Raw genomic sequence first — 26,223 nt, forward strand, 5'->3', positions numbered from 1 at the left:
TGGGCCAACCATGCACCTCGGAGGTCAACCCATGAAAGGCACGCGTCCGGGCGCAAGGTTGTCCGGGGCTGAGACGGCCGAACGGCGTTCAGGAGTGGGCGGTGACGCGCGGCAGGTCGATGCTGAAGGCGCAGCCACCGGGGACGTTGCTGACGGCGATGGTGCCTCCGTGCGACTCGACGACGCCGCGGGCGATCGCCAGGCCGAGACCACCGCCGGCCTCGCGGGTGTCGGCGCCGACCGTCGCGGGGGTGCGTTGCTCGTCGCCGCGCCAGCCGATGTCGAAGACGCGCTCGAGGTCGTCGGCAGGGATGCCGCCACAGCCGTCGGTGACGGCGAGCCGGACCCGGCCGTCGGGTGCGCGGTCGACCGCGATCTCGACCGTGCCGCCCGGCGCGGTGTGGCGGATGGCGTTGCCGACCAGGTTCGTCACCGCCCGGGTCAGTTCGTCGGCGTCGCCGTGCACGGCCAGCCGGTCGTCGTCCGCCGGCGCCTTCACTGTCACCGTGACGCCCACCGAACGCGCGTGCTCCGAGGTCTCCCCCGCGACGTCGTCGGCCAGCTCGTGCAAGCTCACCGCCGACCGGCGGCGCGGCAGCGGAGCGGCTGACAGCCGGGACAGCTCGAACAGGTCGTCCACCAGCCCGGTCATCCGGTCCACGGTGGTCCGCAGCTGCCGCAGCGCGCCCGGAACGTCGTCGATCACGCCGTCCTCGAGCCCTTCCGACAGTGCCCGCAGACCGGCCAGCGGCGTCCGCAGGTCGTGCGACATGAACGCGACCAGCTCCCGCCGGCTCGCCTCCAGCGCCCGCTCGCGCTCCCGCGAGGCCGCGAGCCGCTGCCGGGTCGTCTCCAGCTCGTTGGTCAGCTCGGCCAGCTCCGCGGGCACGTTGCCGTTCGCCGCGACGCCCACCGACTCGTACGCCGTACCGAGGTCGCGCAGGCGACGGCCGACGTCGCGGGAGCCCGCGCTGATCCAGTGCGCGAGCAGCACCGCCATCAGCAGCCCGAGCAATCCGGAGAACGCCAGCGTCCACATCACCACCAGCGAGTCGTGCGCCGAGATGAACATCGCCCGCGTGCTCTGCCCGATCGCCGCCAGCGCGGCCGCCATCGGAACCAGCGCCACCACGATCATCGTGATCCGCAGCGACCGGCGCCGGAACCGCCACAGCACCAGCGCGCCGAACGCGGCCACCGCCAGCGTCCACAGCGCAGTCAGCGCGAAGATCGTGGCGGTGTCGCGGTTCATCGCGGTCCGCCGGTCATTGCGCGTCGCCGCTCATCGCGGGCCGCCGCGCATCGCGGGCCGCCGCGCATCGCGGGCCGCCGGTCATCGCCCGGCGCCGGCCATCGCGTCGCCGGCGAACAGGTAGCCGGTGCGCGGCACGGTCAGCACCAGCTTGGGGTCGGACGGGTCCGCCTCGATCTTCTCCCGCAGCCGGCGGACGTGCACGATCACCGTCGAGGAGTCGCCGAAGTCCCAGCCCCAGACGCGCCGCAGCAGCTCGACCTTGGTGTACGCCTTGCCCGCGTGCGCGACCAGGAACGCCAGCAGGTCGAACTCCCGATGCGTCAGCGACAGCTCGGCGCCGTCCAGCGTCGCCGTCCGGGCCGCGGTGTCGATCACCACCGGACCGGCGTGCAGCTTGGTCGGCGTCAGGTCGAGCCCGGCCAGCCGCTCCTCGCGGCGCAGCAGCGCCTGCACCCGCAGCACCAGCTCGCGCGGGCTGAACGGCTTGACCACGTAGTCGTCGGCGCCGACCTCCAGCCCGACCAGCCGGTCCTCCTCCTCGCCGCGCGCGGACAGCATGATCACCGCCGCACCGTCGTCGGCCGACCGCAGCCGGCGCAGCACCTCCAGTCCGGACAGGCCGGGCAGCATCACGTCCAGCACGACGACCGAAGGTTTCCACTGCTGCCAGACCTCGACCGCCTTCACGCCGTCCGGGACCACCCGGGCGTCGTACCCGGCCTTGGTCAGGTACGCCGACACGACGTTCGACACGGTCGGGTCGTCATCCACCACGAGCACACGAGTAGCCACGGCACGAGCCTAGATCGTCCGCAGCCGCACCGATCGCGGTGGCTGCCTCCCCCGGGGCGGCCGTAAGCGACCCGTAGCCGTGGATGCGGCCGGAGCGTGCTGGTCGTTGCCGCCACCGCGATCACGCTGCGTCACCGATCCACTTGCGGCACCGGGTTGATTTCTGGCCGGAGCGCTCGGACACTGATGCGGGCGCCGTAGCCACGGGGCCCGCGAGCTCTTCCGAAAGGCAACCAGCGTGACCGTCCGTATCGCCCTGGCGACGTCAGCCGACCATCCGGACCTGCACGAGGACGACCAGCCGCTCGTGCCCGCGCTCCGGACCGCCGGCCTCGACCCCGTGATCGAGGTCTGGAGCGACCCGTCGGTCGACTGGTCCTCGTACGACGCGGTGCTGCTCCGCTCCGTCTGGGACTACCACACCCGCTACGTCGAGTTCGCCGAGTGGCTCGGTCAGCTGGACAAGGCCGGCGTCCGGGTGCTCAACGACAGCGCCCTGGTCCGCTGGAACGCCGACAAGAGTTACCTGCTGGAGCTGCGCGAGCGCGGCGTCGCGATCGTGCCGTCGCAGGTCGCCGCCGGCGCCTGCCTTCGAGAGGTGGTCGCGGGCCTGGCCGGTCAGGAGATCGTGATCAAGCCGACCGTCAGCGCCAGCGCGCTGAACACGGTCCGCGGCGTCGCCGGCTCCGAGCAGCTCGAGCGCGCGATGGACGACCTGCCCGACACGGTTTACCTGGTGCAGCCGTTCCAGCGGGAGATCGTGACCGACGGCGAGTGGTCGCTGATGTTCTTCGGCGGTGTCTACTCGCACGCGGTGGTGAAGCGCCCGGCGGCTGGTGACTACCGGGTCCAGCACGAGTACGGCGGCACGGTCGAGCGGGTCGAACCCTCGCCGGCCGTCCTGGGGGCTGCGACGGCCGCCCTGGCAGCGGGTTCGCGCACGGCTCCGGCGTACGCGCGGGTCGACGGCATCGTCTCGGCCGGCCGGTTCCTGCTGATGGAGCTGGAGCTGATCGAGCCTTACCTGTTCTTCCCCGACCATGCCCCGGCGGTCGACGCCCTCGCCACGGCCGTCGCCGACCAGCTCGCCGCGGCGCAGCCGCGCGGTCAGGCGGTCGCTGCCGCCGGGTGAGCCCGGTGATCCGGCGTGGATAGGCTCCGAGGTATGCCGACTCTCGACGACGTACGCCGTGCCGCCGACCAGCTCAGCGGGCGGATCCACCGCACCCCGATGGTCACCTGCTCGGCGCTCGACGCGATGTTCGGCGGACCGCTGTCGCTGAAGGCGGAGCTGTTCCAGAAGACGGGCAGCTTCAAGGTCCGCGGCCTGCTGTCCAAGACACTGCAGCTCACGCCCGAGCAGCGCGAGCGCGGTGTGGTCACCGTGTCGGCCGGCAACGCGGCCGGCGCACTGGCCTGGGCCGCGCGGGACGCCGGGGTGCCCGCCACCGTGGTGATGGCGACCACCGCCGTCCAAGGCAAGATCGACGCCGCCCGCGCGTACGGCGCGCAGGTCGAACTGGTGGACGGCGACCTGATCACGGCGTACGAGGCAATCCGGGACGAGCGCAAGCTGACCGGCGTGCACCCGTTCGACGACCTCGACGTGATCACCGGGCACGGCAGCCTGGGGCTGGAGCTGCTGGCGGACGCGCCGCAGGTCCGGACCGTGCTGGTGCCGATCGGTGGCGGCGGCCTGATCTCCGGCGTCGCGCTCGCGGTGAAGCTGCTCGATCCCTCGGTCCGGGTGGTCGGCGTCGAGCCGGCCGGCGCCGACGTGGTCAGCCGCAGCCTGGCCGCCGGTTCGCCGCAGAAGCTGCCGACCGCGAAGAGTCTCGCCGACGGCCTGGCCGCCCCGGTCTGCGGCGCCCACACCTTCGCCCTCATCAGCCAGTACGTCGACGAGGTGGTCCGGGTCGGCGAGGACGCGATCCTGGCGGCCACTCGGCTGGTGATGTCGCGCACCAAGCTCGCCCTCGAACCGGCCGCGGCCGCCCCCTTCGCCGCGCTGCTCGAAGGCAGCCTGCAGCTCACCGGTCCGACCGCGAGCGTGATCAGCGGTGGGAACCTCGATGTCGGGCAGCTGTTCGGATCCGGGAGCTTGGGAGACACGCCCTAGACGCGCACCGGCTCGCGGGCCGGGAGGTCCGGGGCGACGCCGTCACCGGGATCGTCGACCAGGTCGCCGTGCCGGACCGGGTCCTTGTCCGGCAGCAGGATGTCGCGGGCCACCACGATCATCAGCCACAGCGTGCCGGCCATCCGCAGGATCACCGAGAACCAGTAGATCTTGTCCGGTGCCTCGGGCTGCCCGGGCGCCAGGAACTGGGCCAGGTGCAGCCAGACCATCATCCAGTAGAAGCACTCGCAAGCCTGCCAGACCAACCAGTCCCGCAGCTTCGGCCGGGCCAGCGCGACCAGCGGCAGCAGCCACAGCACGTACTGCGGCGAGTACACCTTGTTCACCAGCAGGAACGCGGCGACCACCAGGAACGCCAGCTGCGCGAACCGCGGCGGTCGCGGCGCCATCAGCCCGAGGATCGCGATCGACAGGCAGAGCCCGGCGAAGATCACGATGTTCAGCTTGTTGACGTCGGCGACCTCGTTGCCGGCCAGCTTCAGCACGTACCAGATCGAGCCGTAGTCGCTGGCCCGCTCGTCGTTGAACACCCAGAACGACAGCCACTCCTCCTTGGCGAGCAGGTAGATCGGCGCGTTCACCAGCACCCAGGCGACGACCGCGGCGACCACGGCCTGGAACCACGGCCACAGCTTGCGGCCGCGCAGGCAGACGATCAGCAGCGGCCCGAGCAGCAGGAACGGGTAGAACTTCGCCGCCGTACCGAGTCCGAGCAGCACGCCGAACCAGATCGGCTTGCCCCGCGACCAGGCGTACATCGCGCCGGCGGTGAGCACGACGGCGAACAGGTCCCAGTTGATCGTGGAGGTCAGCGCCAGCACCGGCGCGGCGGCGACGTACAGGGCGTCGAGCGGCTGACCGCGGGGCGCGCCCGGCCGGGTCGCGACGCCGCGCGCGGTCGCGACGGTGAGCCCGACCAGCAGCAGCGCGCAGAGGAACAGCAGCACCACGTTCACCACGAAGAAGACCCCGGCGGTGTCGCGCTTCTGCTCGACCGTGACGTCCTGCTCGGGGTCGCCGGTGATCACCCAGGTGATCTGCGCCGCGGCCTCCATGAACCCGCCGGTCAGCACCGGGTACTCCAGCACCGGGTAGTTGCCGGTGTCGAGGAACGGCACGTTGCCCTCGGCGAAGCCGCGCTCCTGGTACAGGTAGCCGATGTCGGAGTAGCACAGCGCCTTGAACGGCCGCCAGCTCTGCCGGTCCCAGCCGGCGTCCATGCACGGCGCCTTCTGCAGCACGCCGAGCGCGAAAGTGACCGTGCACACCGCGAGCGCGATCCGCAGCGGCGTCCACCACGACGAGCTCAGCCGGGCGAACCGGCCGGTCGGTCCACCCAGCCCCACCGTCAAACCCGCGACGGCGGGATCGGCCTCCGACGGGGCCGGCCGAGCCTGCGCGTCCTGGGCGTCTCGTGAGGTCACGGGGGACATCGTCTCCTATCCGGTCGGTCGCCGGGGCAGCGGCGCCCGCCAGATTACCCAGCCCGGCGAGGGCCACACGCTACCGGCACCGAGGCGTCCTGCACACCGTCGCGGCCGCGCCCCGACCGTGGGCCGACGGGTGAGGCGCGACGCCGTACGGACCGTGGTCAGTCGGTGGCCAGCAGGGTCAGCGCGTCGGGCACGGAGTCGGTGACCGGGAAGCCGGTGGCCTGCAGGGCGGTGCGGGACATGGCGCCGGTGGTGACCAGCACGCACTGGGCGCCGACCGAGGCGGCAGCGGTCGCGTCGTCGACGACGTCCCCGATCAGTACGACGTCGGTGGGGTCGAGGTCCTGCGCGGTCAGGTGCCGGGCGAGGTGCTCGGCCTTCGAGTCGCCGCCGACCGCCGTGGTCAGCCCGTCGACCCGCGAGAACAGCTCGGTCAGCCCGAACCCGTCAATGGTCGGCACAAGCTGCGCGTGGAACCACATCGACAGCAGCGACTGCGTGCGCCCGCTCGCACTCCAGGCGTGCAGCCCGTCCGGTACGCCGGGCGCCAGGCCGCAGGTGTGCAGCAGCAGGTCGTACCGCTCGTGGTACAGCTTGTCGACCTTGGCCCAGTCGTCCTCGCTCAGCTCCCGGTCCAGGATCCGCTCGTACGACAGCCGCATCGGCCGGGCGTAGACCTCGCGCCACTCGTCCCAGCTGAGCGGCGGCCGGCCGAACCCGGCGCACACCTCGTTGACCGCGGCAAGCACCGCGGCGTTGTCGTCGAGCAGCGTCCCGTTCCAGTCCCAGACGATGTGGGACACCTTCAGCCTCATCACATCCGCCACCCTAGACAGCAGCCGCCCCGCCCACCCGTCGGGGTGAGCGGGGCGGCGCGCATGGCTCGTCGTCGCTCGGGGTACCGGATGCTCACACGGGGACGCGGAGGCACGAGATGCGGATCGCGAAACGCTACCGGCTGGAGTCGCTGCTCGGCCGCGGCGGAATGGGCGAGGTCTGGCGGGCCACCGACGAGGTCCTGGACCGCCCGGTCGCCGTCAAGCTGCTGCCACCCGGACAGACCGATCCCGACGCGATGGAGCGGTTCCGCCACGAGGCGCTCACCGCGGCCGTGGTCAACAACCCGCACGTGATCGGCATTCACGACTTCGGCCCGTACGGCGACAGCTGCTACCTGGTGATGGAGCTCGTCGACGGCCGGAACCTCGCGGCGGAGCTGCGCCGGCAGGGCCCGTTCGGTCCGGCCGACGCCGCCTGGATCGCGGCCCAGGTCGCCGAGGGACTGGCCGCGGCCCACCACGAGGGCGTCGTGCACCGCGACATCAAACCCGGCAACCTGCTGATGACCGCCGACCGGACCGTGAAGATCGCCGACTTCGGCATCGCCTGCTTCGTCACCGAGGCGGCCGGGCCGGACACCCCCGACGGCTACGTGCTCGGAACCAGCTACTACCTCGCCCCCGAACGCGCGACCGCCCAGCCGGCCGGTCCGGCCGCGGACATCTACTCGCTCGGCTGCGTGCTGCACCAGCTGCTCACCGGCGGCCCGCCGTTCGTCGCCGACACCCCGACCGGAGTGCTGCGCCAGCACCTGCATGGTTGCCCGGTGCAACCGACCGGCGTACGCCGGGACTTCCGGCAGTTCCTGCTCCGGATGCTGGCCAAGGACCCCGAGGACCGCCCGGACGCCAACGACGTCGCCGCCTGGTGCTGGCGGACCTACCTGAACACGCCGCGGCGGCACCTGAGCCTGCTCGGCCACCGGACCCCGGCCCATCCCCCGGCCCCCTCACCGACGGCGCTGTCCGCGATGTCCGCGAGGTCCGCGAGGTCCGCAGTCTCCGCTCCGACCGTCCTGACCGCGGACACCGCCCTCACCGCCGAGACCGCGCAGAGCACGCTGACGGCCGACGCCACCGTCCCGATGGCCGCCGTCTGACCCCGACCGCCCTAGCCGTCCTGGGTTCCGCTGAGCTGCGAAGTGGACCGACTCTGCTCAGGGATTCCATCCGTACACTTATCCAAGATTCCATCATTATCGGCATCCATGGCGACGAACCTCGAGGGGCGACGATGACCGAGCAGCCGACCGGCGGCGACCTGTCCCGGCTGCGGCAGCTCAACGCAGTGGCGGTCATGCGGGCACTGCGCGACGACAAGCCGCTGACGCTGACGGAGCTGGCCAGGCGAACCGGCCTGTCACGCGCTTCCACCGAAGATGTGGCGCGGGAGTTGATCGAGCGGGGCTGGGTGGCCGAGGTGGAGCCGACCGTGGGCACCGTGGGGCGGCCCGCCCGCCGTTATCGGTTCCGCGCCGACGCCGGGCGGGTGCTCGGCGTCGACATCGGAGGTCACACGATCCGAGCCTTGGTCACGGATCTCGACGGCGAGGTCCTGCACACCAGCACCGTCGCTGTGACGCCCCAGCTCGGCCGTCCAGAACGCCTCACCGCGCTGGACCGCTGCGTCATCTCGGCGCTTGCCGGGGCTAGAGTCACGCCCGGGCAGATCTGGTCGACCGGCGTCGCCACCACCGGCCTGGTCGACGGCACCGGCCGGGTGATGCTCTCCGACTCGCTGGCCGAGTGGACCGGCGTGGATCTCGCGGAGCACCTGCGCCGCCTGGTGGCGGCACCGGTCCGGGTGGAGAACGACGGCAAGCTCGCTGCGCTCGCCGAAGCCTGGCGCGGAGTCGCCCGGCACGCCAAGGACGTGGTCTTCCTGCTGGCCGGCGTCCGGACCGGTACCGGCCTGATCATCGACGGCAAACTTCACCGCGGGTTCGGCAACGCCGCGGGCGAGATCGGCGCCCTGCCGGCCGCCGGCTGGCTGAAGGCGCCGGACCACCTGCGTGCCTGGTCAGGCGGCAAGGACGAGTTCGAGGACGTCTTCCAGGCCGCCCGCGACGGCGACCGCGCCGCCGTCACGGCGGTCCGCCGGTACACCCGCGACATCGCGGTGGGCGTCTCTGCCCTGGTCCTCACGCTGGATCCGGAGCTGGTGGTGATCGGTGGTGGCTTCTCCCGGTCGGCCGACGTCATGGTCCAGCCACTGCGCGACCAGCTCGACCGCTGGTGCCTGCGGACACCGGAGATCCGGATTTCGACGTTCGGCGGCGAGGGGGTCGCCTACGGTGCCGTCCGGCTGGCTCTCGAGCAGGTCGAGACGGCTCTGTACGAGGGAACCGAGCTGCCCTCGGCCACCATGGCCATCACCGCCGGCCGGAAGTGATGCTCACGACCCCTTGACACAGTTTCCCTGGACTCCATGATTAATCCCAACCACTCGGGATGGACAGGGAAGGACCCACCGCCCATGAGGCCTGCTCGCAATCGCTCGTTGAAGTCCGTGCTGACACCGCTCGCCGGCATCATCGCCGGCAGCCTGCTGGCCACGCTCGGCACCGTCTCCCCCGCCTACGCCACCATCAGTGGCCCGTCGGCCACCAACACCGCGACCACAGTCACCTATCAGTTCACCTACACCGGCGCTCCGGAGCACGCGCGGACCTACATCGACACCGATCGCAGCGCCGCGACCGGCTTCGCGCAGAACGGTGTCGGGGCCGACTACCTGCTGGAGAACGGCAGCCTGTACCGGCACAACGGCGGCGGCTGGAGCTGGACCTCGGTCGGAGCCGTCACGTACTCCGCGACCGGCGGAGTGGCGCGCTGGACGGTCAACCGGGCCGACCTGGCCGAGACTGCCACGCCGAACGACGCCGATCTGGTCTTCCAGGTCGAGAGCCCGCTGGAGACCTCCGCGAAGTACACGCACGTCTACAGCGGGAGCAGCGGTTCAGGACAGGTCAACTACGTGGCGTCGAACGACAACTTCGCCAATCCCGAGCGTGGGTTCTACCACCACACCGGCGACTGCGACAAGAACGACTTCTCGGCGGCGACCTTGCAAGGCTACCGGTCCAGCCAGGGCATCTCGCTGGTGATGTGTGTCTTCTACCTCGCGGAGTACAAGAACTCGGCGATCGGGCAGTCTGCGCTCGACCAGCTCCAGCAGCAGCTGACGACCGTCCGCGCGGCCGGGCTGAAGATGATCCTGCGCTTCGCGTACACGACCTCGACGGCCGGCGACGACGCTCCGCTGTCCCGGGTGCACGCCCATCTCGACCAGCTGGCGCCGTACCTGAGCAGCAACAACGATGTCATCGCCGTCATGCAGGCGGGCTTCGTCGGAGCCTGGGGCGAGTGGTACTACACCCAGAACTTCGGCAACGCCGGCGTGATCAGTGCGACCGACTGGGCGAACCGCAAGGCCGTCGTCGACAAGCTGCTCAGCGTGCTGCCCACGGACCGGATGATCCAGGTCCGGACGCCGAAGCTCAAGCGGACGATGTACTCGACCAGCCCGGTGGCAGCCGGCCAGGCCTACAACGGCACCACGCTGTCCAGGGTCGGGCACCACAACGACTGCTTCCTGGCCAGCCCGGACGACTTCGGGACCTACGAGAACACCTCGGTCGAGTACCCGTACCTGCAGGCGGAGACCACCTATCTTGCGATGGGCGGCGAGACCTGCGCGTCGAATCCGCCGCGATCCGACTGCCCCACCGCTGTCAGCGAACTCGGGCAGTTCCACTGGTCCTACCTGAACGTCGACTACGAGCCGACTGTCCTCAATGCGTGGAGTTCCGGCGGCTGCATGGCCGACGTCACCAGGCGTCTCGGCTACCGCTTCACCTTGCAGACCGGCACCTTCCCGGCTACCGCTACCCGAGGCGGTGGTCTGCCCGTGACGATCAACCTGCGCAACGACGGCTTCGCCACGCCGTACAACCCTCGTCCCGCCGAGCTCGTACTCCGCAACACCGCCACCGGCGCGATCCAGCGGCTCGCGCTGAGCACCGACCCGCGCCGCTGGACCGCCGGCTCGACGACCACGATCTCGCAGACACTCACCGTCCCCACGAGTCTCCCGACGGGTACCTACACCCTCCTCCTCAACCTCCCTGACCCGCAGCTGTCCAACCGTCCGGAGTATTCCGTGCGCTTCGCCAACCAGAACACCTGGGAAGCAGCGACCGGGATGAACTCGCTCCTCCGCACCGTCACCATCAGTTAGCCCAAGGAGATCCCTGTGAAACGGCCCATCGTGTTACGGCCCGTCGTGAAGAGGCTGGGCACCGCCATCGCCTTGCTGGGTCTGGCCCTGCCGACCCAAGCTGCCGTTGCCGACGACAACGGATTGACGAGCACCCGGAACTACACCCCGTCCAGTGAGGTGATCGCCAACCCGGAGCGTGGTTTCTACCACCACACCGAGACGCACTACCGGCCCGACGGCAGCGGCTACGTGCCCCTCGACCAGACGACGCTGCGCACCTTCCGGACCCAGGAGAACATCACCCAGATCCTGCGGGTGTTCTACCTGGAGAAGTTCGCCGGCCAGGACACCATCGACAAGGCCTACCTGGACAAGGTCCGGGCCGACTTCCGAATCCTCCGCGCCGCCGGGGTGAAGGCGATCGTCCGGTTCGCCTACGCCAAGCCGCCGAGCTGGCCGCCGACGACGCCGTACGGCGACGCGCCACTGGCCCGGGTGCTCAAGCACATCGACCAGCTGACCCCGATCCTGCGGCAGAACGCCGCCGTCATCGAGCTGGTCCAGCAGGGGTTCATCGGGTTGTGGGGCGAGGGCTACTACACCGACCACTTCTCCGACCCGACCGACCCGAGCGTCGTCACCGACCAGAACTGGGCCGACCGCCGGGCGGTGACCGACGCGCTGCTGCGGGCTCTCCCCCGCGACCGGACGATCCAGGTGCGGACGCCGTACATGAAGCAGCGCATGTTCGGAGTGCCGACCGGTGCCGCGGGAGCGCTCAGCGCAAGTCAGGCGTACGACGGCTCGCCGGTCGCGCGGGTCGGGCATCACAACGACTGCTTCCTGGCCAGCCCGGACGACTTCGGGACCTACCTGAGTGACCCGGTCGAGCTCGACAAGGACTTCGTCGCGCAGGAGAGCAGGTACCTGCCGCAAGGTGGTGAGACGTGCGCGGTGAACTCACCGCGGTCGGACTGGCCGTCGGCGTCCGAGGAGATGGCCAGGCTGCACTTCTCCTACCTGAACATCGACTACCACCAAGACGTCCTGGCGTCCTGGGGTGACAACATCACCACCGCGAAGAAGCAGCTCGGCTACCGCTTCGCGCTCGTCCGGGGGACCTTCACCCACACCACGCGGCCGCGCGGAGACGTGTCGATCAGCCTCGACATCCGCAACGACGGCTGGGCCGCTCCGTACAACCCGCGGAAGGTGCGGCTGATCTTCCAGGGCGACCGGCACAGCCACACCGTGACACTGCGTGCGGACCCACGCCGCTGGGCGTCCGGCACGACCACGACGCTCACCCAGAAGGTCCGCGCACCCGCCGTCCCAGGCCGCTATCGCCTGCTGCTCGAAATCGCCGACCCCCGCCTGCCCAACCGCCCCGAGTACTCCGTCCGCCTTGCCAACCAGGGCGTCTGGCAGGAGGCCACCGGCTACAACGACCTGGCGCAGACTGTCACAGTCGGCCGCTAGGGCGTGTTGATCGATTCCCTGCGTGCTGCGCGGTGCTCAGGTTTCAGGTGCGGAGAACCTCCGGAGGGGTGGCTGGTCCAAGGCGCGCCCTAGCGGCCTGCGGCCAGGTCCTCGCAGATGTCCCAAGCGGCCTGCCGCAGAAGCGCCGCGGTACCCACGTCCAGCCCTTTCACCGGCACCTCGACGCCGACCGGATCCTGCTCCAGCAGCGCGATCAGGAACACGCACGCCGCCAGGTAGCTGCCGGCGAGCGCCGGATGGCTGTTGTCGGCGTCGTGCAAAACCGGTTGGTCGTGCGTGGCCAGGAACCGCTGCCACACCATCCCGACCGGCACCACCGTCGCCCCGAGCTCCGCCGCGACGCTCCCGTACGCCGTGGTCAGCGCTTGCTGCGTCTCCGGAGCGTTCCGCCGCGCCCAGGTCAGGTACAAGGCGGTCCGTGCCCCGGCGGCCTCGATCGCGGCGTGGAAGTCGCGCACGCTGTCCTGCATCCGGGCCGGGTTCTTCACCGGCAAGGTGCTCTGCTCCTGCAGGACCACCGTGTCGTAGCCGCCGCTCGCGATCGCCTCGAGCGCCGTGCCGGCGTTGAGGTGCTGGCGCAGCGACGCGCCGCCGGCGGAGATCAGCCGGTGCTCGACCTCGATCCCGCGCGCGGCCGCCAGTCCCGCGAGCAGGCCGGGCAGGTTGTTCCGGGCGGTGAAGCTGTTGCCGATGTACAGGATCCGCACCTGCCGACCGTACTGCACCCGCGGTGCGCGGCGGAAAAATAGGGGCTCGGCCTGGCCGTCACGGGGGGAACGGCCAGGTCGAGCCGGGAAGGAAGGTATCGATTCCAGCGGGCTCTCGGCAAGCCCCTGTGACAAATCGAGACCGGACAGTCACATTCAATGCCCGACGACCGGTCGGCCGGGCCACCAGAACCGGTCGCCGAGCAGGAACGCCAGCGCCGGTACGACGACCGTGCGGACCAGCAACGTGTCGAGCAGCACGCCGACGCAGACGATGACGCCGACCTGGGTCAGCGTGATCAGCGGCAGCACGCCGAGCACCGCGAAGACGGCGGCGAGCAGGAGTCCGGCGCTGGTGATGACGCCACCGGTGACCGCCAGCGCGGTGCGCATCCCGGCCCGGGTACCGGCGGTCCGGGCCTCTTCGCGGGCGCGGGTACTGAGGAAGATGTTGTAGTCGACGCCGAGCGCCACCAGGAAGAGGAAGGACAGCAGCAGCACCGACCCGTCCAGGGCGGGAAAACCCAGCACGCGATCGAAGATCAGCCAGCTCGCGCCGAAGCTGGCGAAGAACGAGGCGACCACCGTGAGCAGGAGCAGGAACGGCGCCAGCAGCGACCGCAGGACGGCGACCAGGACCAAGCCGACCAGCAGCAGGACGAGCGGGATGACGATCAGCTGGTCCCGCCGGTCGGCGGTGCGCAGGTCGAGGCTCTCGGCCGCACCACCGCCGACGAGCACGTCGGGACTGACGGCGTCGAGCTGACTCCGCAACGCCCGGAGCGCGTCGAACGACTCGGCACTGCCCGGCTCCGAGGTGAGCACCACGTCGAACTGCGCGAGCTGATCACTGCGGGAGCCCGGCCGCACCGAAGCCACGCCGTCGACGTCCTGCACCAGCTCGGTGATCTCCGCGGACTGGCCGGTGGGGCCGATCACCCGCACCGGCTCGGTGGTCCCGGCCGGGAACGCGGCGGCCAGCACCTTGGCTCCGCGGACCGACTCGGGTTCGACCCGGAACTGCTCGTTCTGGGCCAGGCCGGTACGGACACCGACGGTGCCGGCCGCGCACCCGGCCAGCACGATCGTCGACGCGACCAGAACCAGCACCGGGCGACGCGCGACCACTCCACCGAGCCGGCCCCAGATCTTGCCGTCGCGCGCCGCGTCGCCGACCCGCGGGACGAACGGCCAGAAGATGCCACGTCCGAAGACGGCGAGCGCGGCCGGAAGCACCAGCAGCCCGGCGCACATCGCCAGCGCGATGCCGATGATGCAGGAGACCGCGATGCCGCGCAGGGTTTCGGTGCTGGCCAGCAGCAGGATCGCCAGCGCGCCGATGACCGTGCCGCCACTCGCGAGCACCGGCTCCGCCACCCGGCCTACGGCGGTCCGCAGGGCGGCCAGGGCGTCGTCGGTCGCGCGCAGTTGCTCGCGGTACCGGGCGATCAGCAGCAACGCGTAGTCGGTCGTGGCACCGAAGACGAGCACGCTGGTGATGCCGGTGACCTGACCACCCGCGGGCAACCCGAGCGCGGCCAGCGCCTGCTCCGACAATGCGGTGGTCACCTGCTCGGTCAGCGCGACGACGATCAGCGGCACGAGGACCAGCCCCGGGCTGCGATAGGTCAGCAGCAGGAGCAGGGCGACGACCGCGGCGGTCACCACCAGCAGCCGGATGTCCGCGCCGTCGAAGACCCGGGTCAGGTCGGTGGTGAACGCCGGCGGTCCGGTGACCTGGACGTCGACCCCGGATGGCAAGGACTCCCGCACCTTGCCGCGCAGGTCGTCGATCTGACGCTCCGTTTCCGCCTCGTCGGCGGCCGGCAAGGGCAGGACCACCAGCGCCACCTGGCCGTTCTCCGCGAACTGCACCGGCGCCACCTGGCCGCCGGGCGCCAGCGGGCGCAGGGACTGCGCGACTTGCTGCACGGCTCCCCGGTCGGCCTCGGACAGCCGGCCGTCGCCCGGCCGGCTGAACACGATCAGCGCCGCGGTCTCGTCGGCCTTCGGCAGGCTCTCCCGCAACTGCTCCACCCGCGCGGACTCGGCGCTGGTCGACAGCCCCGTCGCCGACCGGGGCTCGGCCGGCGTCGCGGTCGGCAGCAGCAGCACCAGGACGGCGACCGCGAAGGCACCGAGCAGGACGAGGGCCGCCGACCTCCGCGAGCGCAGGACGGATCGAGTACCTGACACAGTGACTCCCAGCAGATCGGTCGAGAATTACCTTGCTGATCGAGTATCTTGATGATCAAGACAATAGGAGGACGGGTGACCACGCGCAAGCCGGCGGACGGCGAGCGGGAGGAACTGGTGCGGCTGATCCAGACCCTCACCGCCGAGAGCCAGCGGATCGGTCATGCCTTCGCGCACCGGCACGGCGTGCACGGCACCGATGTCGAGGCGCTGATCCGGGTCCTGGTCGGCGGCGCCGACGGCCGGCCGCTGACCGCTGGTGAGCTCGCCTCCGAGCTCGGCCTCACCACCGGCAGCGTGACCAGCCTGCTCGACCGGCTGGAGCGGGCCGGGCACGTCCGCCGCGAACGCGACGAGCGGGACCGCCGCCGGGTCAACCTGCACTACGGCGAAGCGGGGCTCGCCCTGGCCCAGCAGTTCTTCACCCCGCTCGGCAGCCTGCACCGCTCGGTCACCGCCGACTTCTCCCCCGCCGAGCTGGCCGTCGTACGGCGGTACCTGGCGGCCACCATCGAGGCGTTCCGGACCTACCGGGAGCAGCTCGACAAGCCGTTGAACGACCTGCCCTAGGCCGGCAGGGTGCCGCGGATGACGCTGTCCAGGGAGTGCGCGGGGTTGCCGTCGTCGGGCTCCAGGGACACGTCGACGATCCGGTAGCCCTGAGCCGGCAGGTCACTGGGAAGCTGGAAGGTGCCGTCGTGGCCGGCCGCGAGCACGCCGAGGGAGACCATGCGTTTGCCGTCCTCGTTGATCAGCCACACCTCGTAGTACCCGCTGGCCGCACTCAGCCCGGACGCGGAAACCTTGAGCTGTGGGCCTGTTGCGGCCTGGACCAGCCCCGCCGTACCGTCGCCGGTCTTGCCGTTCAGCGGCGCCAGCTTGATGACGGTCTCCGGCGCGGCCGCCGGGACGTCGTCGCCACCACGGAGCAGCAAGGTGCCGCCGATGCCGACACCGATCCCGACGATCGCCGCGACACTCGCCGCCAGCACAACCGCCCGCCGGCTCCACCCATCCGTACGCCGTTCAGGCCGTACAACAGAGTCGACCGGGACGGACAGACCCAGCTCAGCCGTGATCCGTTGCCAGACTTCCCGCGGCGGGTTCTCCAGCTCCGGCAGGTCGTCGACCGTCGCGGCCAGCTCCCGCAGCTCGTCGAGACTCGCCTGGCAGGCCGGGCAGCTGCGGAGGTGGCCGGTGGCTCGCTCGTCGGGCTGCGACTGCTCGAAGGCCCACTGGGCCAGCAGCTCGTCGTCAAGATGCGTCGTCACCTGTCACCTCCTTCAGCCGGTCCCGCAGGTGCAGCAGGCCACGGCGTACGTGGCTCTTCACCGTGCCCAACGGTAGATCGAGCCGGTCCGCGATCTGCGGATACGTCTGGTCTTCGTAGAAGGCGAGCCGAAGGATGGTTCGGCGCGGCTCCTCGATCCGGTCGAGCTCGTCGGCGATCACCACCCGGTCCACCAGCAGCTCGTCGTGACCCGGCGCGACGCCCTGCTCGGCCAGCGTCGCGGCGGCGGCCTGGTCGCGCTGCGCCCGGTACCGCTCGGCCAGCCGGTCGGCGATCCGATGCCTGGCCACCCCGGCCAGCCAGGCGCCCAGCTCCCCCGTGCCAGGATCGAAGCTGCCGCGGCCCCGCCAGGCCGACACGAACACCTGCTGGGTGACGTCCTCGGCGTCGCCGCGGTCGCCGAGGGCGCGCAGGCAGAGCGTGAAGACCAGCTTCGACCAGCGCCGGTAGGCGTCCGCGAGGCTGTCCTCACGGCCGTCGGCGAATCCCTTCGCGATCTCGGCCGGAGCGGGTGGACCCGACTCCGTAGTGGTCACGAACGGCACTCTAGTGGCTCCCGGTCGAGTCTGGTCAGGGCGTAGTCGCGGTGACGACAAGGTTGTCGCGGTAGCCACCACCGTCCGGGTCGTAGGGACCACCGCAGGTGACGAGGTGAAGGCGGCGCGGACCGGTGCGGCCGAAGAGCTCGCCGACGGCCAGCTCCTGCTTCTCGACATCCCGCACTCCTTCCACTCGGTACTGCACCGTGCTGCCGTCCGTGGCCCGTACGTCGATCAGCGCGCCCGGCCGGAGTTTGCGCAGCCGGACCAGCGGCCCGACGCCGTACTCCTTGCTGTCGACATGCCCGCCGAGCACGACCGACCCCTCGCGCTCAGCCGGCGCCGGCCCGAACCGGTACCAGCCGACCACCGACGGGTTCACCGGCAGCTCCATCTGACCGTCGGCCGCGACACCGACGGCCCGGACCGGCAGGTCGAGCCCGACGGACCGGATCGTCAACCGCTCCGGCGCCGGGACGACTGTTGCTCTCGGCAACTCGGCGGCCCGGGTCCGGACCGCCGTACCGGGCGCCGGTGGCGACGGGACGGGTGAAGGGGCGGCCGGACCGGGAGTGGGAGAACCACCGGCCGCCGGGCTCGCACCCTGCACCCGCCCGTCTCCGGACGCCGTCGACGACGACGAGGCGCCGGGGCCACCACACCCCCCGAGCACCAGGACCATCAAGACGACGGCCAGTGCCCGGGCGGTGTGCAGCGGGGAGAGCGGTGTGTTCACGACCGGGCGCGCACCGCGGACGTGCCGACGCCGACCAGGCCGAGCGCCGCGGCGCCGCAGAACAGGACGGCCCACAGCGGCAGCCCCTGCTCCTGCGTCGACTGCGCGGCCTGCCCGCCGGTCCCGCCGGGGACGCCGCTCGGGTTGCCGTGCAGGCCGGAGATCGTCTGGACGGCCAGCTTCAGGTTCTTGCCGCTGGCGCTGCCCCAGGCGTAGACGACCGTGTTCGTGCCTTCCTTGAGGTTCACGTCGGCCGGGCCGATCGCGACCGTCGAGGTGCCGGCCAGCACCACGTCGGCGGTGACCGTGCCCGCGGGCAGGTCGGCCTTGACCTGCTGGGGGTTGGTCAGCCCCTCGAAGACCGGGTCGCCGCCGGCGCGAACGTCGACGGCGGGCGCCGCCGCGGTGTGCCGTACGGTCAGCCGGGCCTTGCCGGCACCGAGCTTCGACACGTCGTTCACGAACGGGGTGAGCGCGGGCTTGCCGCCCGCGTTCAGGTGCGCGACCACGGTGACGTTGGCCCCGCCCGGTACGGCGACGTCGTTGGCCTGGATGACGGCGGCGCCGTTCGCACCTGCTCCCGCCGCGGTCACCTTCAGGTCGTACTCACCCTCCGGCAGCTTGAGCGGATCGGTCAGCGTGCCGGGCTCGAAGTTCGTCAGCAGTGCCTTGCCGTTGGCGTAGACGTCGACGGTCGCGCCGGGCACCGCGTGCAGGATCGAGACGGTGGCGTCGGCCGTCGGCCGGGCCTCGGCGGTGGTGGCGGCACCGATCGGCAGCGCGGCGGCGAGCAGCCCGGCGGCGGTCAGCGCGGTGATACGTCGTACAGACATCGTTTCCTCCTGGGGTGGCGGTTCTGGTGTCTGTCTGTTCCGTCCGGACCTCCTGCGTGGATGCGGCAGCTGCAGCCCAAACTTATGCAAAACTCACGCGTGGCATCCTGGGGGGCAGCGCTACCGAGCAGAGGAGACGCAGTGGGTCTGACCTACAGCAGCATCGTGGAGGCGCCGCGGGACGAGGTCTTCGGCTGGCACGAGCGGCCGGGCGCGATCCAGCGGCTGACGCCGCCGTGGATGCCGGTCCGGATCAAGCAGGAGGCGCAGGACCTGGCCGGTGGCCGGGCCGTGCTCGGCTTCCCGCTCGGCCTGGACTGGGTCGCCCAGCACAGCGGCTCGGTGCCGCCGGAGCACTTCGTCGACGAGCTGACGTCGGCCCCGCTGCGCTGGGTGGTGAGGTGGCGGCACACCCACGAGTTCGAGGCCGTTGGCAACGAACGGACCCGGATCACCGACCGGATCGACGGCAACGTGCCGGGCGTCCTGCTCCGCTCGATGCTGGTCTACCGGCACCGCCAGCTGGCCGACGACCTCGCGGCGCAGCAGCGCGCCTCAGCGCACGGGGCCCGGCCACGAACCGTCGCGGTGACCGGAAGCCACGGCACGATCGGCCGCGCGCTGGTCGCCCTGCTCGGCACCGCGGGCCACACGGTGATCAGGCTCGTCCGCACCGAACCGTCCGGCCCGAACGAACGTCGCTGGGACCCGGCCGCGCCGGCGGCCGACCTGCTGCGAGGTGTCGACGCCGTCGTCCATCTGGCCGGCGCCTCGATCGCCGGGCGGTTCACCGAGGAGCACCGCCGCGCGGTCGTCCAGTCGAGAATCGGTCCGACGCACAAGCTCGCGAAGCTCGCCGCCACCACCGCGGACGGTCCGCGCACCTTCGTCAGCGCCTCGGCCATCGGCTTCTACGGCCCGGACCGCGGCGACGAGATCCTGACCGAGCAGAGCTCCCGGGGTGAGGGGTTCCTCGCCGCACTGGTCGAGGACTGGGAGCGCGCGACGGATCCGGCCCGGGACGGCGGCCTCCGGGTCGTCACCGTGCGGACCGGCTTGGTCCAGACGCCGGCGGGCGGCGTCCTGCGGCTGCAGTACCCGATGTTCGCCGCCGGGCTCGGCGGGCCGCTGGGTGACGGCAGCCAGTGGCAGGCCTGGATCGGGATCGACGACCTGCTCGACATCTACCACCGCGCCCTGTACGACGAGGCGCTGAGCGGGCCGGTCAACGCGGTGGCGCCCGAGCCCGTCCGCAACGCCGACTACACCAGCACGTTGGCCGAGGTCCTGCACCGCCCGGCCCTGCTGCGGGTCCCGGCGTTCGGACCTCGTCTTCTGCTGGGCGACGAAGGCGCGAAGGAACTGGCCGAAGCCTCGCAGCGAGTCATGCCCGACCTGCTGACGAAGCTCGACCACACGTTCCGCTACCCCACGCTGGCTCCGGCTCTGCGTCACCTGCTGGGCAGGAGCCCGTCAGCACAGGACTGAGGCGACCGGCGTTGTCACCAGCTGGCGGCCAGCGGCTTGCCCTCGGAGTAGCCGGCAGCGGTCTGGATGCCGACGACGGCCCGCTCGTGGAACTCCTCCAGGTTCGTCGCACCGACGTACGTGCAGGAGCTGCGGATGCCGGACACGATCGAGTCGAGCACGTCCTCGACGCTCGGCCGCTCGGGATCGAGGTACATCCGGGCGGTCGAGATGCCCTCGCCGAAGAAGCTCTTGCGGGCCCGCTGGAACGGCGTGTCGTCGGCGGTCCGGCTCGCCACCGCGCGCGCCGACGCCATCCCGAAGCTCTCCTTGTAGATCCGGCCGTCGCTGTCGTGGTGCGGGTCGCCGGGTGACTCGTAGGTGCCGGCGAACCAGGACCCGATCATCACGCTGGACGCGCCGGCCGCCAGCGCGAGCGCGACGTCGCGCGGGTGCCGGACGCCGCCGTCGGCCCAGACGTGCTTGCCGAGCTCGCGGGCCCGGGCCGCGCAGTCGAGCACGGCCGAGAACTGCGGGCGCCCGACCGCGGTCTGCATCCGGGTCGTGCACATCGCGCCCGGCCCGACCCCGACCTTCACGATGTCGGCCCCGGCCGCGACCAGGTCGGAAACCCCTTCCGCGGTGACCACGTTGCCGGCCACCACCGGGACCTGCGGATCCAGCGACCGGACCACCCGCAGCACGTCGAGCATCCGCTCCTGGTGACCGTGCGCGGTGTCGATCACCAGCACGTCGATGCCCGCCTCGAGCAACGCCTTCGCCTTCAGCTCGGCGTCGCCGTTGATGCCGATCGCGGCAGCCACCCGCAGCCGGTCGTTCGCGTCGAGAGCCGGCTCGTACAGAGTGGCGCGCAGGGCGCGCTGGCGGGTCAGGATGCCGACGATCCGGCCCTCGCCGTCGACCACCGGGGCGAGCCGGTGGCGGCCGCCGTGCAACTGGTCGAACGCCTGCTCGGCGGCGATGCCGGCCGGCAGGGTGAGCAGCTCCCGCGACATCACGGCGTCGAGCTGGGTGTAGCGGTCGACGCCCTCGCAGTCGGCGTCGGTGACCACGCCGACCGCCCGGCCCTGCTCGACCACGATCACCGCGCCGTGGCCACGCTTGGGCAGCAGGTTGAGCGCCTCGCCGACGGTCCCGTGCGGAGTCATCACCAGCGGGGTGTCGTAGATGGTGTGCCGCTGCTTGATCCATCCGACCACCTCGGTGACCACCTCCACCGGGATGTCCTGCGGAATCGCCGCCAGACCGCCGCAGCGCGCCATCGTCTCGGCCATCCGGCGACCGGACACCGCGGTCATGTTGGCCGCGACCACCGGGATCGACGTACCGCTGCCGTCGCCGGTCGACAGGTCGACGTCCAGCCGGGACGCGACCGCCGAACGGTTCGGGACCAGGAACACGTCGTTGAACGTCAGATCCTGACCGGGGACCGGCCCCTGGAGAAACCGCATGCCTACCACCTCACACCCTCGTCCCGCCCGGACAAAGCACCAGCCAGGCTACGTCACCGGCCGCGGGGCGCCCGGCCGTCGGACGTCAGCGCCGGACGACGGCGAGCGCCTGCCGGGCGATCTGCCACTCCTCGTTCGTGGCAACGACCAGCACGGTCACCTCGCTGCCGTCGGCCGACACCGTGCCGGTGCCGGGCGGCTCGGCGTTGCGGCCGGGATCGAGCCGGATGCCGAGGCGTTCGAGGCCCTGCAGCGCGGCGGCCCGGACCTCGGCGGAGTGCTGGCCGACGCCTGCGGTGAAGACGATCGCGTCGACCGTGCCGAGCACGGCGTAGTACGCGCCGACGTACTTCTTGATCCGGTGGCAGTACACGTCGAAGGCGAGCTCGGCCCGCGGGTCGCCCGCCGCGCGCAGCCGGGAGAGCTCGCGGAAGTCGTTCTCGCCGGCCAGGCCCTTCAGCCCCGACGCGGAGTTCAGCACGCGGTCGATCTCGTCGATCGACCAGCCCAGCTCCCGGGCCAGATGGCCGTGGATCGCCGGGTCGAGGTCGCCGGACCGGGTGCCCATCACCAGGCCTTCGAGCGGCGTCATGCCCATCGACGTCTCCACCGACCGGCCACCGTGGACCGCCGACGCGGAGCACCCGTTGCCGAGGTGCAGCACGATCAGGTTGAGCTCGGTCAGGTCCCGGCCGAGCCGCCGCGCGGCCTCCTCCGCGACGAACGAGTGGGACGTGCCGTGAAATCCGTACCGGCGGATGCCGTGCTGCTCGAGCCAGTCGGACGGGACGGCGTACGTGTACGCGTGCGGCGGCAGCGTCTGGTGGAACGCGGTGTCGAACACGGCCACCTGCGGCAGGTCCGGGAACAGCCGGCGGGCGACCTCGATGCCCTCCAGGTTGGCCGGGTTGTGCAGCGGCGCCAACGGCACCAGCTCGCTGACCTCGGCGATCAGCGCGTCGTCGACCAGGCTCGGGGCGCCGAAGCGTGCGCCGCCGTGCACGACCCGGTGACCGACGGCCGCCAACTCCACGTCGTCGAGCGACGGGCCGTGCGTCTCGAAGGCCTTGAGCGCCGCGCGCAACGCGTCCTCGTGGGAGGCGATCGGGTCCGAGCTCTCCGTCTCGCCGTCCGGACCGCGGTGCCTTCGATGCCCCTGCGGCTCGCCGATGCGCTCGATCACGCCGTCCGCGGCCGCCGCACCGGACCCGGCGTCCATCAGGCTGTACTTGAGCGAGGACGAGCCCGCGTTGATCACCAGCACGTGGTCGCTCACCGGCTGCCGCCTTCCACCGGCACCGTGGCCGGTCCGCTCGATTCGACGGCCGGCTTGGCCTGCTGGGCCTGCAGGGCGGTGATCGCGACGGTGTTGACGATGTCCCGCACGGTCGCACCCCGGGACAGGTCGTTCACCGGTTTGCGCAGCCCCTGCAGGACCGGTCCCACCGCCACCGCGTTCGCGGACCGCTGCACCGCCTTGTACGTGTTGTTGCCGGTGTTGAGGTCGGGAAAGACGAACACCGTCGCCCGGCCCGCGACCGGCGATCCCGGCAGCTTCGTCCGCGCGACCGCGGCGTCGATCGCCGCGTCGTACTGGATCGGGCCCTCGACCAGCAGGTCGGGCGCCCGGTCCCGGATGATCGCGGTCGCCGCCGACACCTTCTCCACGTCGGTGCCGGTGCCCGACGTCCCGGTCGAGTACGACAGCATCGCGACCCGCGGCTCGATGCCGAAGGCAACAGCTGTCGCGGCCGAGGAGATGCCGATGTCGGCCAGCTGCTCGGCGGTCGGATCGGGATTGACCGCGCAGTCGCCGTACACCAGGACCTGGTGCTGCAGGCACATGAAGAACACCGAGGACACCACCGACACCCCCGGGACCGTCTTGACGATCTCCAGGGCCGGCCGGATCGTGTGCGCGGTCGTGTGCACCGAGCCCGACACCATGCCGTCGGCGAGCCCGAGCTGGACCATCATCGTGCCGAAGTACGACACGTCCTTGACCAGCTCGCGGGCCCGGTCCAGGTCGACGCCGCGATGCTGCCGCAGCCGGTGCAGCTCCAGCGCGAACTGCTCCGCCAGCGGGTCGTTCTCGGGATCGACGACCTTCGCCGCGGACAGGTCGAGGCCGAGGCCGGCCGCCTTCGCGCTGATCGCGACCGGGTCCCCGAGCAGGGTCAGCTCGGCCACCCCACGCCGCAGCAGGACGTCGGCCGCCCGGAGGATGCGTTCCTCCTCGCCCTCCGGCAGCACAATGTGCTTGCGGTCGGCAACTGCCGCGTCGATCAGCTGGTGCTCGAACATCAACGGCGTCACCGCGCTGCTGCGGGCCACCGCGAGCTGGTCCAGCAACGCCTGGCTGTCGACGTGCTGCTCGAACAACGCGAGCGCGGTGTCGAGCTTGCGCGGCGAGTCCTTCGTGAGCCGGCCCCGGACGGCGGTGAGCGCCGCCGACGCCGCTTGGGTGTCGAGGTCCGTCTCCAGGATCGGCAGCGTCACGCCGAGGCCCTCGATCAGCCGCTGGACCTGGGCGGGCAGGGTGAACCCGCCGTTGAGCACGATCGCCGAGATCTGCGGGAAGGTGCGCGAGGCATGCGCCATCAGCACGCCGAGCACCACCTCGGGCCGGTCCGCGGCGGTGATCACCGCGGCTCCGTCGAACAGCCGGTCGAGCACGTTCGGCATCGTCATCCCGGCCACCACCAGCCCGGTGACCTCCCGCGACAGCAGCTCGGGATCACCGCTCAGCATCCGGCCGGCGATCGGCTCGAGCAGATCCGCCGGCGTCGGCTGACTCAGGACCGGCTCCTCCGGCAGCGCGTACGCCGGTACGCCGACGCCGGCCAGCGCGCCGACGGTCCGGCCGAGGTCGTGCGGGTTGACCCGGTTGGCGACGACCGCGGCCAGTGCCCCGTGGTTGGCCGTCAGCTCGGCGACGGCCAGGTCCGCGATCGCCCGCAGGTCCTCCAGACTCCGGCGGAACCCGTTGAGCACGAGCAGCACCGGCGTCCCGAGGTTCGCCGCGATCTTCGCGTTGTAGGAGAACTCGGTCGGCGTACCGACGTCGGTGTAGTCGCTGCCGACCACCAGCACCGCGTCGGCCCGCTCGGCCACGTCGTGGTAGCGCCGGACGATCACGTCCAGCGCCGCCTCCGGGTCGTCGTGCACCTCGTCGTAGGTGACGCCGACACAGTCCTCGTACGCCAGGTCCACCGCGTCGTGCGAGATCAGCAGGTCCAGCACGTAGTCGCGCCCGCCGTGCCTGGCGGTGTCCGGCCGGACGATGGGGCGGAAAACTGCCACCCGCCCCACCCGTCGCGACAACTGCTGCAACACCCCGAGGGCCACCGTCGACTTCCCGGTGGAACCCTCCACGGACGCGACGTACACGCTGCTCCCCATGTCCGAACCCTAACCAGTCGCCCGATCAGGACTCCGGACGCACCCGCACGCCGCGGCGGGCCCCGCCCCCGTACCGGCGGCTAGCGCCGGTCGTCGAGGTCGCCGTCGGTCTCGATGCGCTCCTTGCGCACCTCGCCCGACACCGTCTCCTCGTCGGAGCGCTGCTCCTTGCCCAGCCGGACCCGCTCGACCGGCTCGACGTGGGTGTCGACCACCGGCTTCTCCTCGTGCAGCACGATCTCGTGCTCCTCCTCGGAGATCTCCGGGCCGGACGTGGCGTCGCCGACGTTGGCGTCGGTGATCGGCTCGCGCTCGACGACCGCGCGCTCCTTCTGCACCGGCACCGTGGTCTGCACGTGCTCGGTCTCCACGTACTTGCGCAGCCGCACCCGGCCGGCCTCCTGCCGCTGGGTACCGACGTCGAGGCGCTCCTCGGACCTGGTCATCGCGTCGTCGGTGGTCGGGCCCGAGGTGTCGTGCCCCTCCGCGCGCACGCCGTCGTCGGTGTCGCGGTACCGGTCGTCGTCGCGGTACCGGTCGTCGTCGCGGTCGCCGGTGAAGCCGGAGTCGCCGCCGTAGGACAGTCCGTAGTACTCGAAGAGCGATCGCTCGTCGTCGACCGACAGGTGCCCGGCGTCCGGGCTGACGTTCGGCGCGTCCTTGACCTTGTCCTTCGTGAACGGCACGGTCAGACCGTCGCCGGTGAAGGACGCCTCGGCCAGCGGGACGAAGCTCTCGCTCATTCCGAACAGCCCGGTCTGCACGGTCGCGAAGTCGGGCCGACCGGTCTGGTCGTCCAGGAAGACCTGGCCCACCTTGCCGATCTTGTTTCCGTCGCTGCCGTAGACCTCGGATCCGGTGACGTCTCGTACTTGTTCAGCCGTGATCATCGCTGCTCCTCAGGTAACAGGGGTATGAGGCTCTGTGCGTACCCCTCCAGCACCGCTGAATTCCCGCTGCACAAGTTTCCTTCCAGCAATTGCGGTGGCCGCACCGGTAGCGCTACTCCCTGTCCCGAACCGACCCCGGCGCGTCCGTGCCGGAGCCGTTTGCTGACCCGCTGGAACGGACCGCCTCGTGACGGCTCCGAGCGTCTAGATTGGCTGGATGCTGGTTCGCGAGGTCCGGTTCGAGGTGCGGCCGTGGGACGGGGCGCGGGAGTTGGTGCCGTACGAATCGCCGTACTGGAAGGACCGGAGTGCCCTGCTCGGCTGCGACTGCGGGGAGCTCGGCTGCTGGTCGCTGGAGTGCCGGGTGCAGACCGACGAGCAGTACGTGACCTGGCTCGGCTTCAGCCAGCCGCATCGCCCCCAACGCGACTACGACGGCTTCGGCCCGTTCACGTTCCGGCGCACCCAGTACGAGCGAGCGCTGCAGGACGTCGCTCCGGGTTGAGTCA

23 protein-coding genes are annotated in these 26,223 nt (G+C 71.2%); 9 read left to right on the top strand and 14 right to left on the bottom strand.

Annotated features, from left to right (window positions below; genetic code table 11):
* Positions 1-88 precede the first annotated feature (88 nt).
* Positions 89-1,252 carry a sensor histidine kinase gene (locus tag KFLA_RS21995; protein ID WP_012922018.1) on the bottom strand — a complete coding sequence of 388 codons (1,164 nt, stop codon included), beginning with the start codon at positions 1,250-1,252 and terminating at the stop codon, positions 89-91.
* Between the two features lie 81 nt (positions 1,253-1,333).
* Positions 1,334-2,047, bottom strand: coding sequence for a response regulator transcription factor (locus KFLA_RS22000; protein ID WP_012922019.1), 714 nt, complete (start codon positions 2,045-2,047; stop codon positions 1,334-1,336).
* Between the two features lie 238 nt (positions 2,048-2,285).
* Between KFLA_RS22000 and KFLA_RS22005 the strand changes: the two genes are divergently transcribed.
* Both KFLA_RS22005 and KFLA_RS22010 read left to right on the top strand, forming a co-directional pair.
* Positions 2,286-3,179, top strand: coding sequence for an ATP-grasp domain-containing protein (locus tag KFLA_RS22005; RefSeq protein ID WP_012922020.1), 894 nt, complete (start codon positions 2,286-2,288; stop codon positions 3,177-3,179).
* A gap of 33 nt (positions 3,180-3,212) precedes the next feature.
* The gene (locus KFLA_RS22010) at positions 3,213-4,166 is read left to right on the top strand and encodes a threonine/serine dehydratase family protein (protein ID WP_012922021.1); all 954 of its coding nucleotides are present in this window, start codon (positions 3,213-3,215) and stop codon (positions 4,164-4,166) included.
* On the opposite strand, the gene KFLA_RS22015 is transcribed toward KFLA_RS22010, so the two are convergent.
* Complete coding sequence (locus KFLA_RS22015) at positions 4,163-5,620, bottom strand: glycosyltransferase family 87 protein (RefSeq protein ID WP_012922022.1); 1,458 nt, start codon at positions 5,618-5,620, stop codon at positions 4,163-4,165. The two genes, KFLA_RS22010 and KFLA_RS22015, sit on opposite strands and share 4 nt — an antisense overlap.
* A 158-nt stretch (positions 5,621-5,778) precedes the next feature.
* Positions 5,779-6,435, bottom strand: coding sequence for an HAD family hydrolase (locus KFLA_RS22020; protein ID WP_012922023.1), 657 nt, complete (start codon positions 6,433-6,435; stop codon positions 5,779-5,781).
* 119 nt (positions 6,436-6,554) lie between these two features.
* On the opposite strand from KFLA_RS22020, the gene KFLA_RS22025 reads away from it, so the two are divergent.
* From KFLA_RS22025 to KFLA_RS22040, 4 genes are all read left to right on the top strand, one after another.
* Positions 6,555-7,559: a serine/threonine-protein kinase gene (locus KFLA_RS22025; protein ID WP_012922024.1), complete on the top strand. Its 1,005-nt coding sequence runs from the start codon at positions 6,555-6,557 to the stop codon at positions 7,557-7,559.
* Positions 7,560-7,693: 134 nt separating this feature from the next.
* The gene (locus KFLA_RS22030) at positions 7,694-8,851 is read left to right on the top strand and encodes an ROK family transcriptional regulator (RefSeq protein WP_012922025.1); all 1,158 of its coding nucleotides are present in this window, start codon (positions 7,694-7,696) and stop codon (positions 8,849-8,851) included.
* Between the two features lie 84 nt (positions 8,852-8,935).
* Positions 8,936-10,699: a DUF4832 domain-containing protein gene (locus KFLA_RS22035; RefSeq protein WP_012922026.1), complete on the top strand. Its 1,764-nt coding sequence runs from the start codon at positions 8,936-8,938 to the stop codon at positions 10,697-10,699.
* A gap of 15 nt (positions 10,700-10,714) precedes the next feature.
* Positions 10,715-12,160 carry a DUF4832 domain-containing protein gene (locus KFLA_RS22040; RefSeq protein WP_012922027.1) on the top strand — a complete coding sequence of 482 codons (1,446 nt, stop codon included), beginning with the start codon at positions 10,715-10,717 and terminating at the stop codon, positions 12,158-12,160.
* A gap of 89 nt (positions 12,161-12,249) precedes the next feature.
* Here the strand turns inward: KFLA_RS22040 and KFLA_RS22045 are convergent, their stop codons facing one another.
* Together KFLA_RS22045 and KFLA_RS22050 are read right to left on the bottom strand one after the other, a co-directional pair.
* A complete protein-coding gene (locus KFLA_RS22045; protein ID WP_148256699.1) occupies positions 12,250-12,888 on the bottom strand; it encodes an SGNH/GDSL hydrolase family protein in 639 nt (212 codons plus the stop codon).
* 156 nt (positions 12,889-13,044) lie between these two features.
* The gene (locus tag KFLA_RS22050) at positions 13,045-15,084 is read right to left on the bottom strand and encodes an MMPL family transporter (RefSeq protein WP_012922029.1); all 2,040 of its coding nucleotides are present in this window, start codon (positions 15,082-15,084) and stop codon (positions 13,045-13,047) included.
* A gap of 75 nt (positions 15,085-15,159) precedes the next feature.
* On the opposite strand from KFLA_RS22050, the gene KFLA_RS22055 reads away from it, so the two are divergent.
* The gene (locus KFLA_RS22055; protein ID WP_012922030.1) at positions 15,160-15,654 is read left to right on the top strand and encodes a MarR family winged helix-turn-helix transcriptional regulator; all 495 of its coding nucleotides are present in this window, start codon (positions 15,160-15,162) and stop codon (positions 15,652-15,654) included.
* On the opposite strand, the gene KFLA_RS35840 is transcribed toward KFLA_RS22055, so the two are convergent.
* Genes KFLA_RS35840 through KFLA_RS22075 form a run of 4 tightly spaced genes read right to left on the bottom strand, consistent with a single transcriptional unit; the run spans position 15,651 to position 18,483 of the window.
* Positions 15,651-16,355: an anti-sigma factor gene (locus KFLA_RS35840; RefSeq protein ID WP_012922031.1), complete on the bottom strand. Its 705-nt coding sequence runs from the start codon at positions 16,353-16,355 to the stop codon at positions 15,651-15,653. The genes KFLA_RS22055 and KFLA_RS35840 overlap by 4 nt on opposite strands.
* Entirely contained in the window at positions 16,339-16,911 is a 573-nt protein-coding gene (locus KFLA_RS22065; RefSeq protein WP_148256700.1) for an RNA polymerase sigma factor, read from the bottom strand. The genes KFLA_RS35840 and KFLA_RS22065 overlap by 17 nt, the downstream gene beginning before the upstream one ends.
* Positions 16,912-16,945: 34 nt before the next feature.
* On the bottom strand, positions 16,946-17,650 hold the full coding sequence (locus KFLA_RS22070) for a class F sortase (protein WP_012922033.1): 705 nt from the start codon (positions 17,648-17,650) through the stop codon (positions 16,946-16,948).
* A complete protein-coding gene (locus KFLA_RS22075) occupies positions 17,647-18,483 on the bottom strand; it encodes a DUF4397 domain-containing protein (protein ID WP_012922034.1) in 837 nt (278 codons plus the stop codon). The genes KFLA_RS22070 and KFLA_RS22075 overlap by 4 nt, the downstream gene beginning before the upstream one ends.
* 141 nt (positions 18,484-18,624) lie before the next feature.
* Between KFLA_RS22075 and KFLA_RS22080 the strand changes: the two genes are divergently transcribed.
* The gene (locus tag KFLA_RS22080; protein WP_012922035.1) at positions 18,625-19,971 is read left to right on the top strand and encodes a TIGR01777 family oxidoreductase; all 1,347 of its coding nucleotides are present in this window, start codon (positions 18,625-18,627) and stop codon (positions 19,969-19,971) included.
* A gap of 14 nt (positions 19,972-19,985) precedes the next feature.
* Here KFLA_RS22080 and KFLA_RS22085 read toward each other — a convergent pair whose 3' ends face one another.
* The 4 genes from KFLA_RS22085 to KFLA_RS22100 form a co-directional block, all read right to left on the bottom strand.
* A complete protein-coding gene (locus tag KFLA_RS22085; RefSeq protein ID WP_012922036.1) occupies positions 19,986-21,422 on the bottom strand; it encodes a GuaB1 family IMP dehydrogenase-related protein in 1,437 nt (478 codons plus the stop codon).
* A gap of 85 nt (positions 21,423-21,507) precedes the next feature.
* Positions 21,508-22,698: an acetate/propionate family kinase gene (locus tag KFLA_RS22090; protein ID WP_012922037.1), complete on the bottom strand. Its 1,191-nt coding sequence runs from the start codon at positions 22,696-22,698 to the stop codon at positions 21,508-21,510.
* Positions 22,695-24,824, bottom strand: coding sequence for a phosphate acetyltransferase (gene pta / locus KFLA_RS22095; protein WP_012922038.1), 2,130 nt, complete (start codon positions 24,822-24,824; stop codon positions 22,695-22,697). The genes KFLA_RS22090 and pta overlap by 4 nt, the downstream gene beginning before the upstream one ends.
* An 80-nt stretch (positions 24,825-24,904) precedes the next feature.
* Positions 24,905-25,714, bottom strand: coding sequence for a DUF2382 domain-containing protein (locus KFLA_RS22100; RefSeq protein WP_012922039.1), 810 nt, complete (start codon positions 25,712-25,714; stop codon positions 24,905-24,907).
* A gap of 217 nt (positions 25,715-25,931) precedes the next feature.
* Between KFLA_RS22100 and KFLA_RS22105 the strand changes: the two genes are divergently transcribed.
* Positions 25,932-26,219 (top strand): hypothetical protein, encoded by a 288-nt coding sequence (locus tag KFLA_RS22105; protein WP_049797412.1) that lies wholly within the window; start codon positions 25,932-25,934, stop codon positions 26,217-26,219.
* The last annotated feature ends 4 nt before the right edge of the window (positions 26,220-26,223 follow it).

The sequence above is a fragment of the Kribbella flavida DSM 17836 genome (genome assembly GCF_000024345.1).
GTDB classification, from domain to species: Bacteria; Actinomycetota; Actinomycetes; order Propionibacteriales; family Kribbellaceae; genus Kribbella; species Kribbella flavida.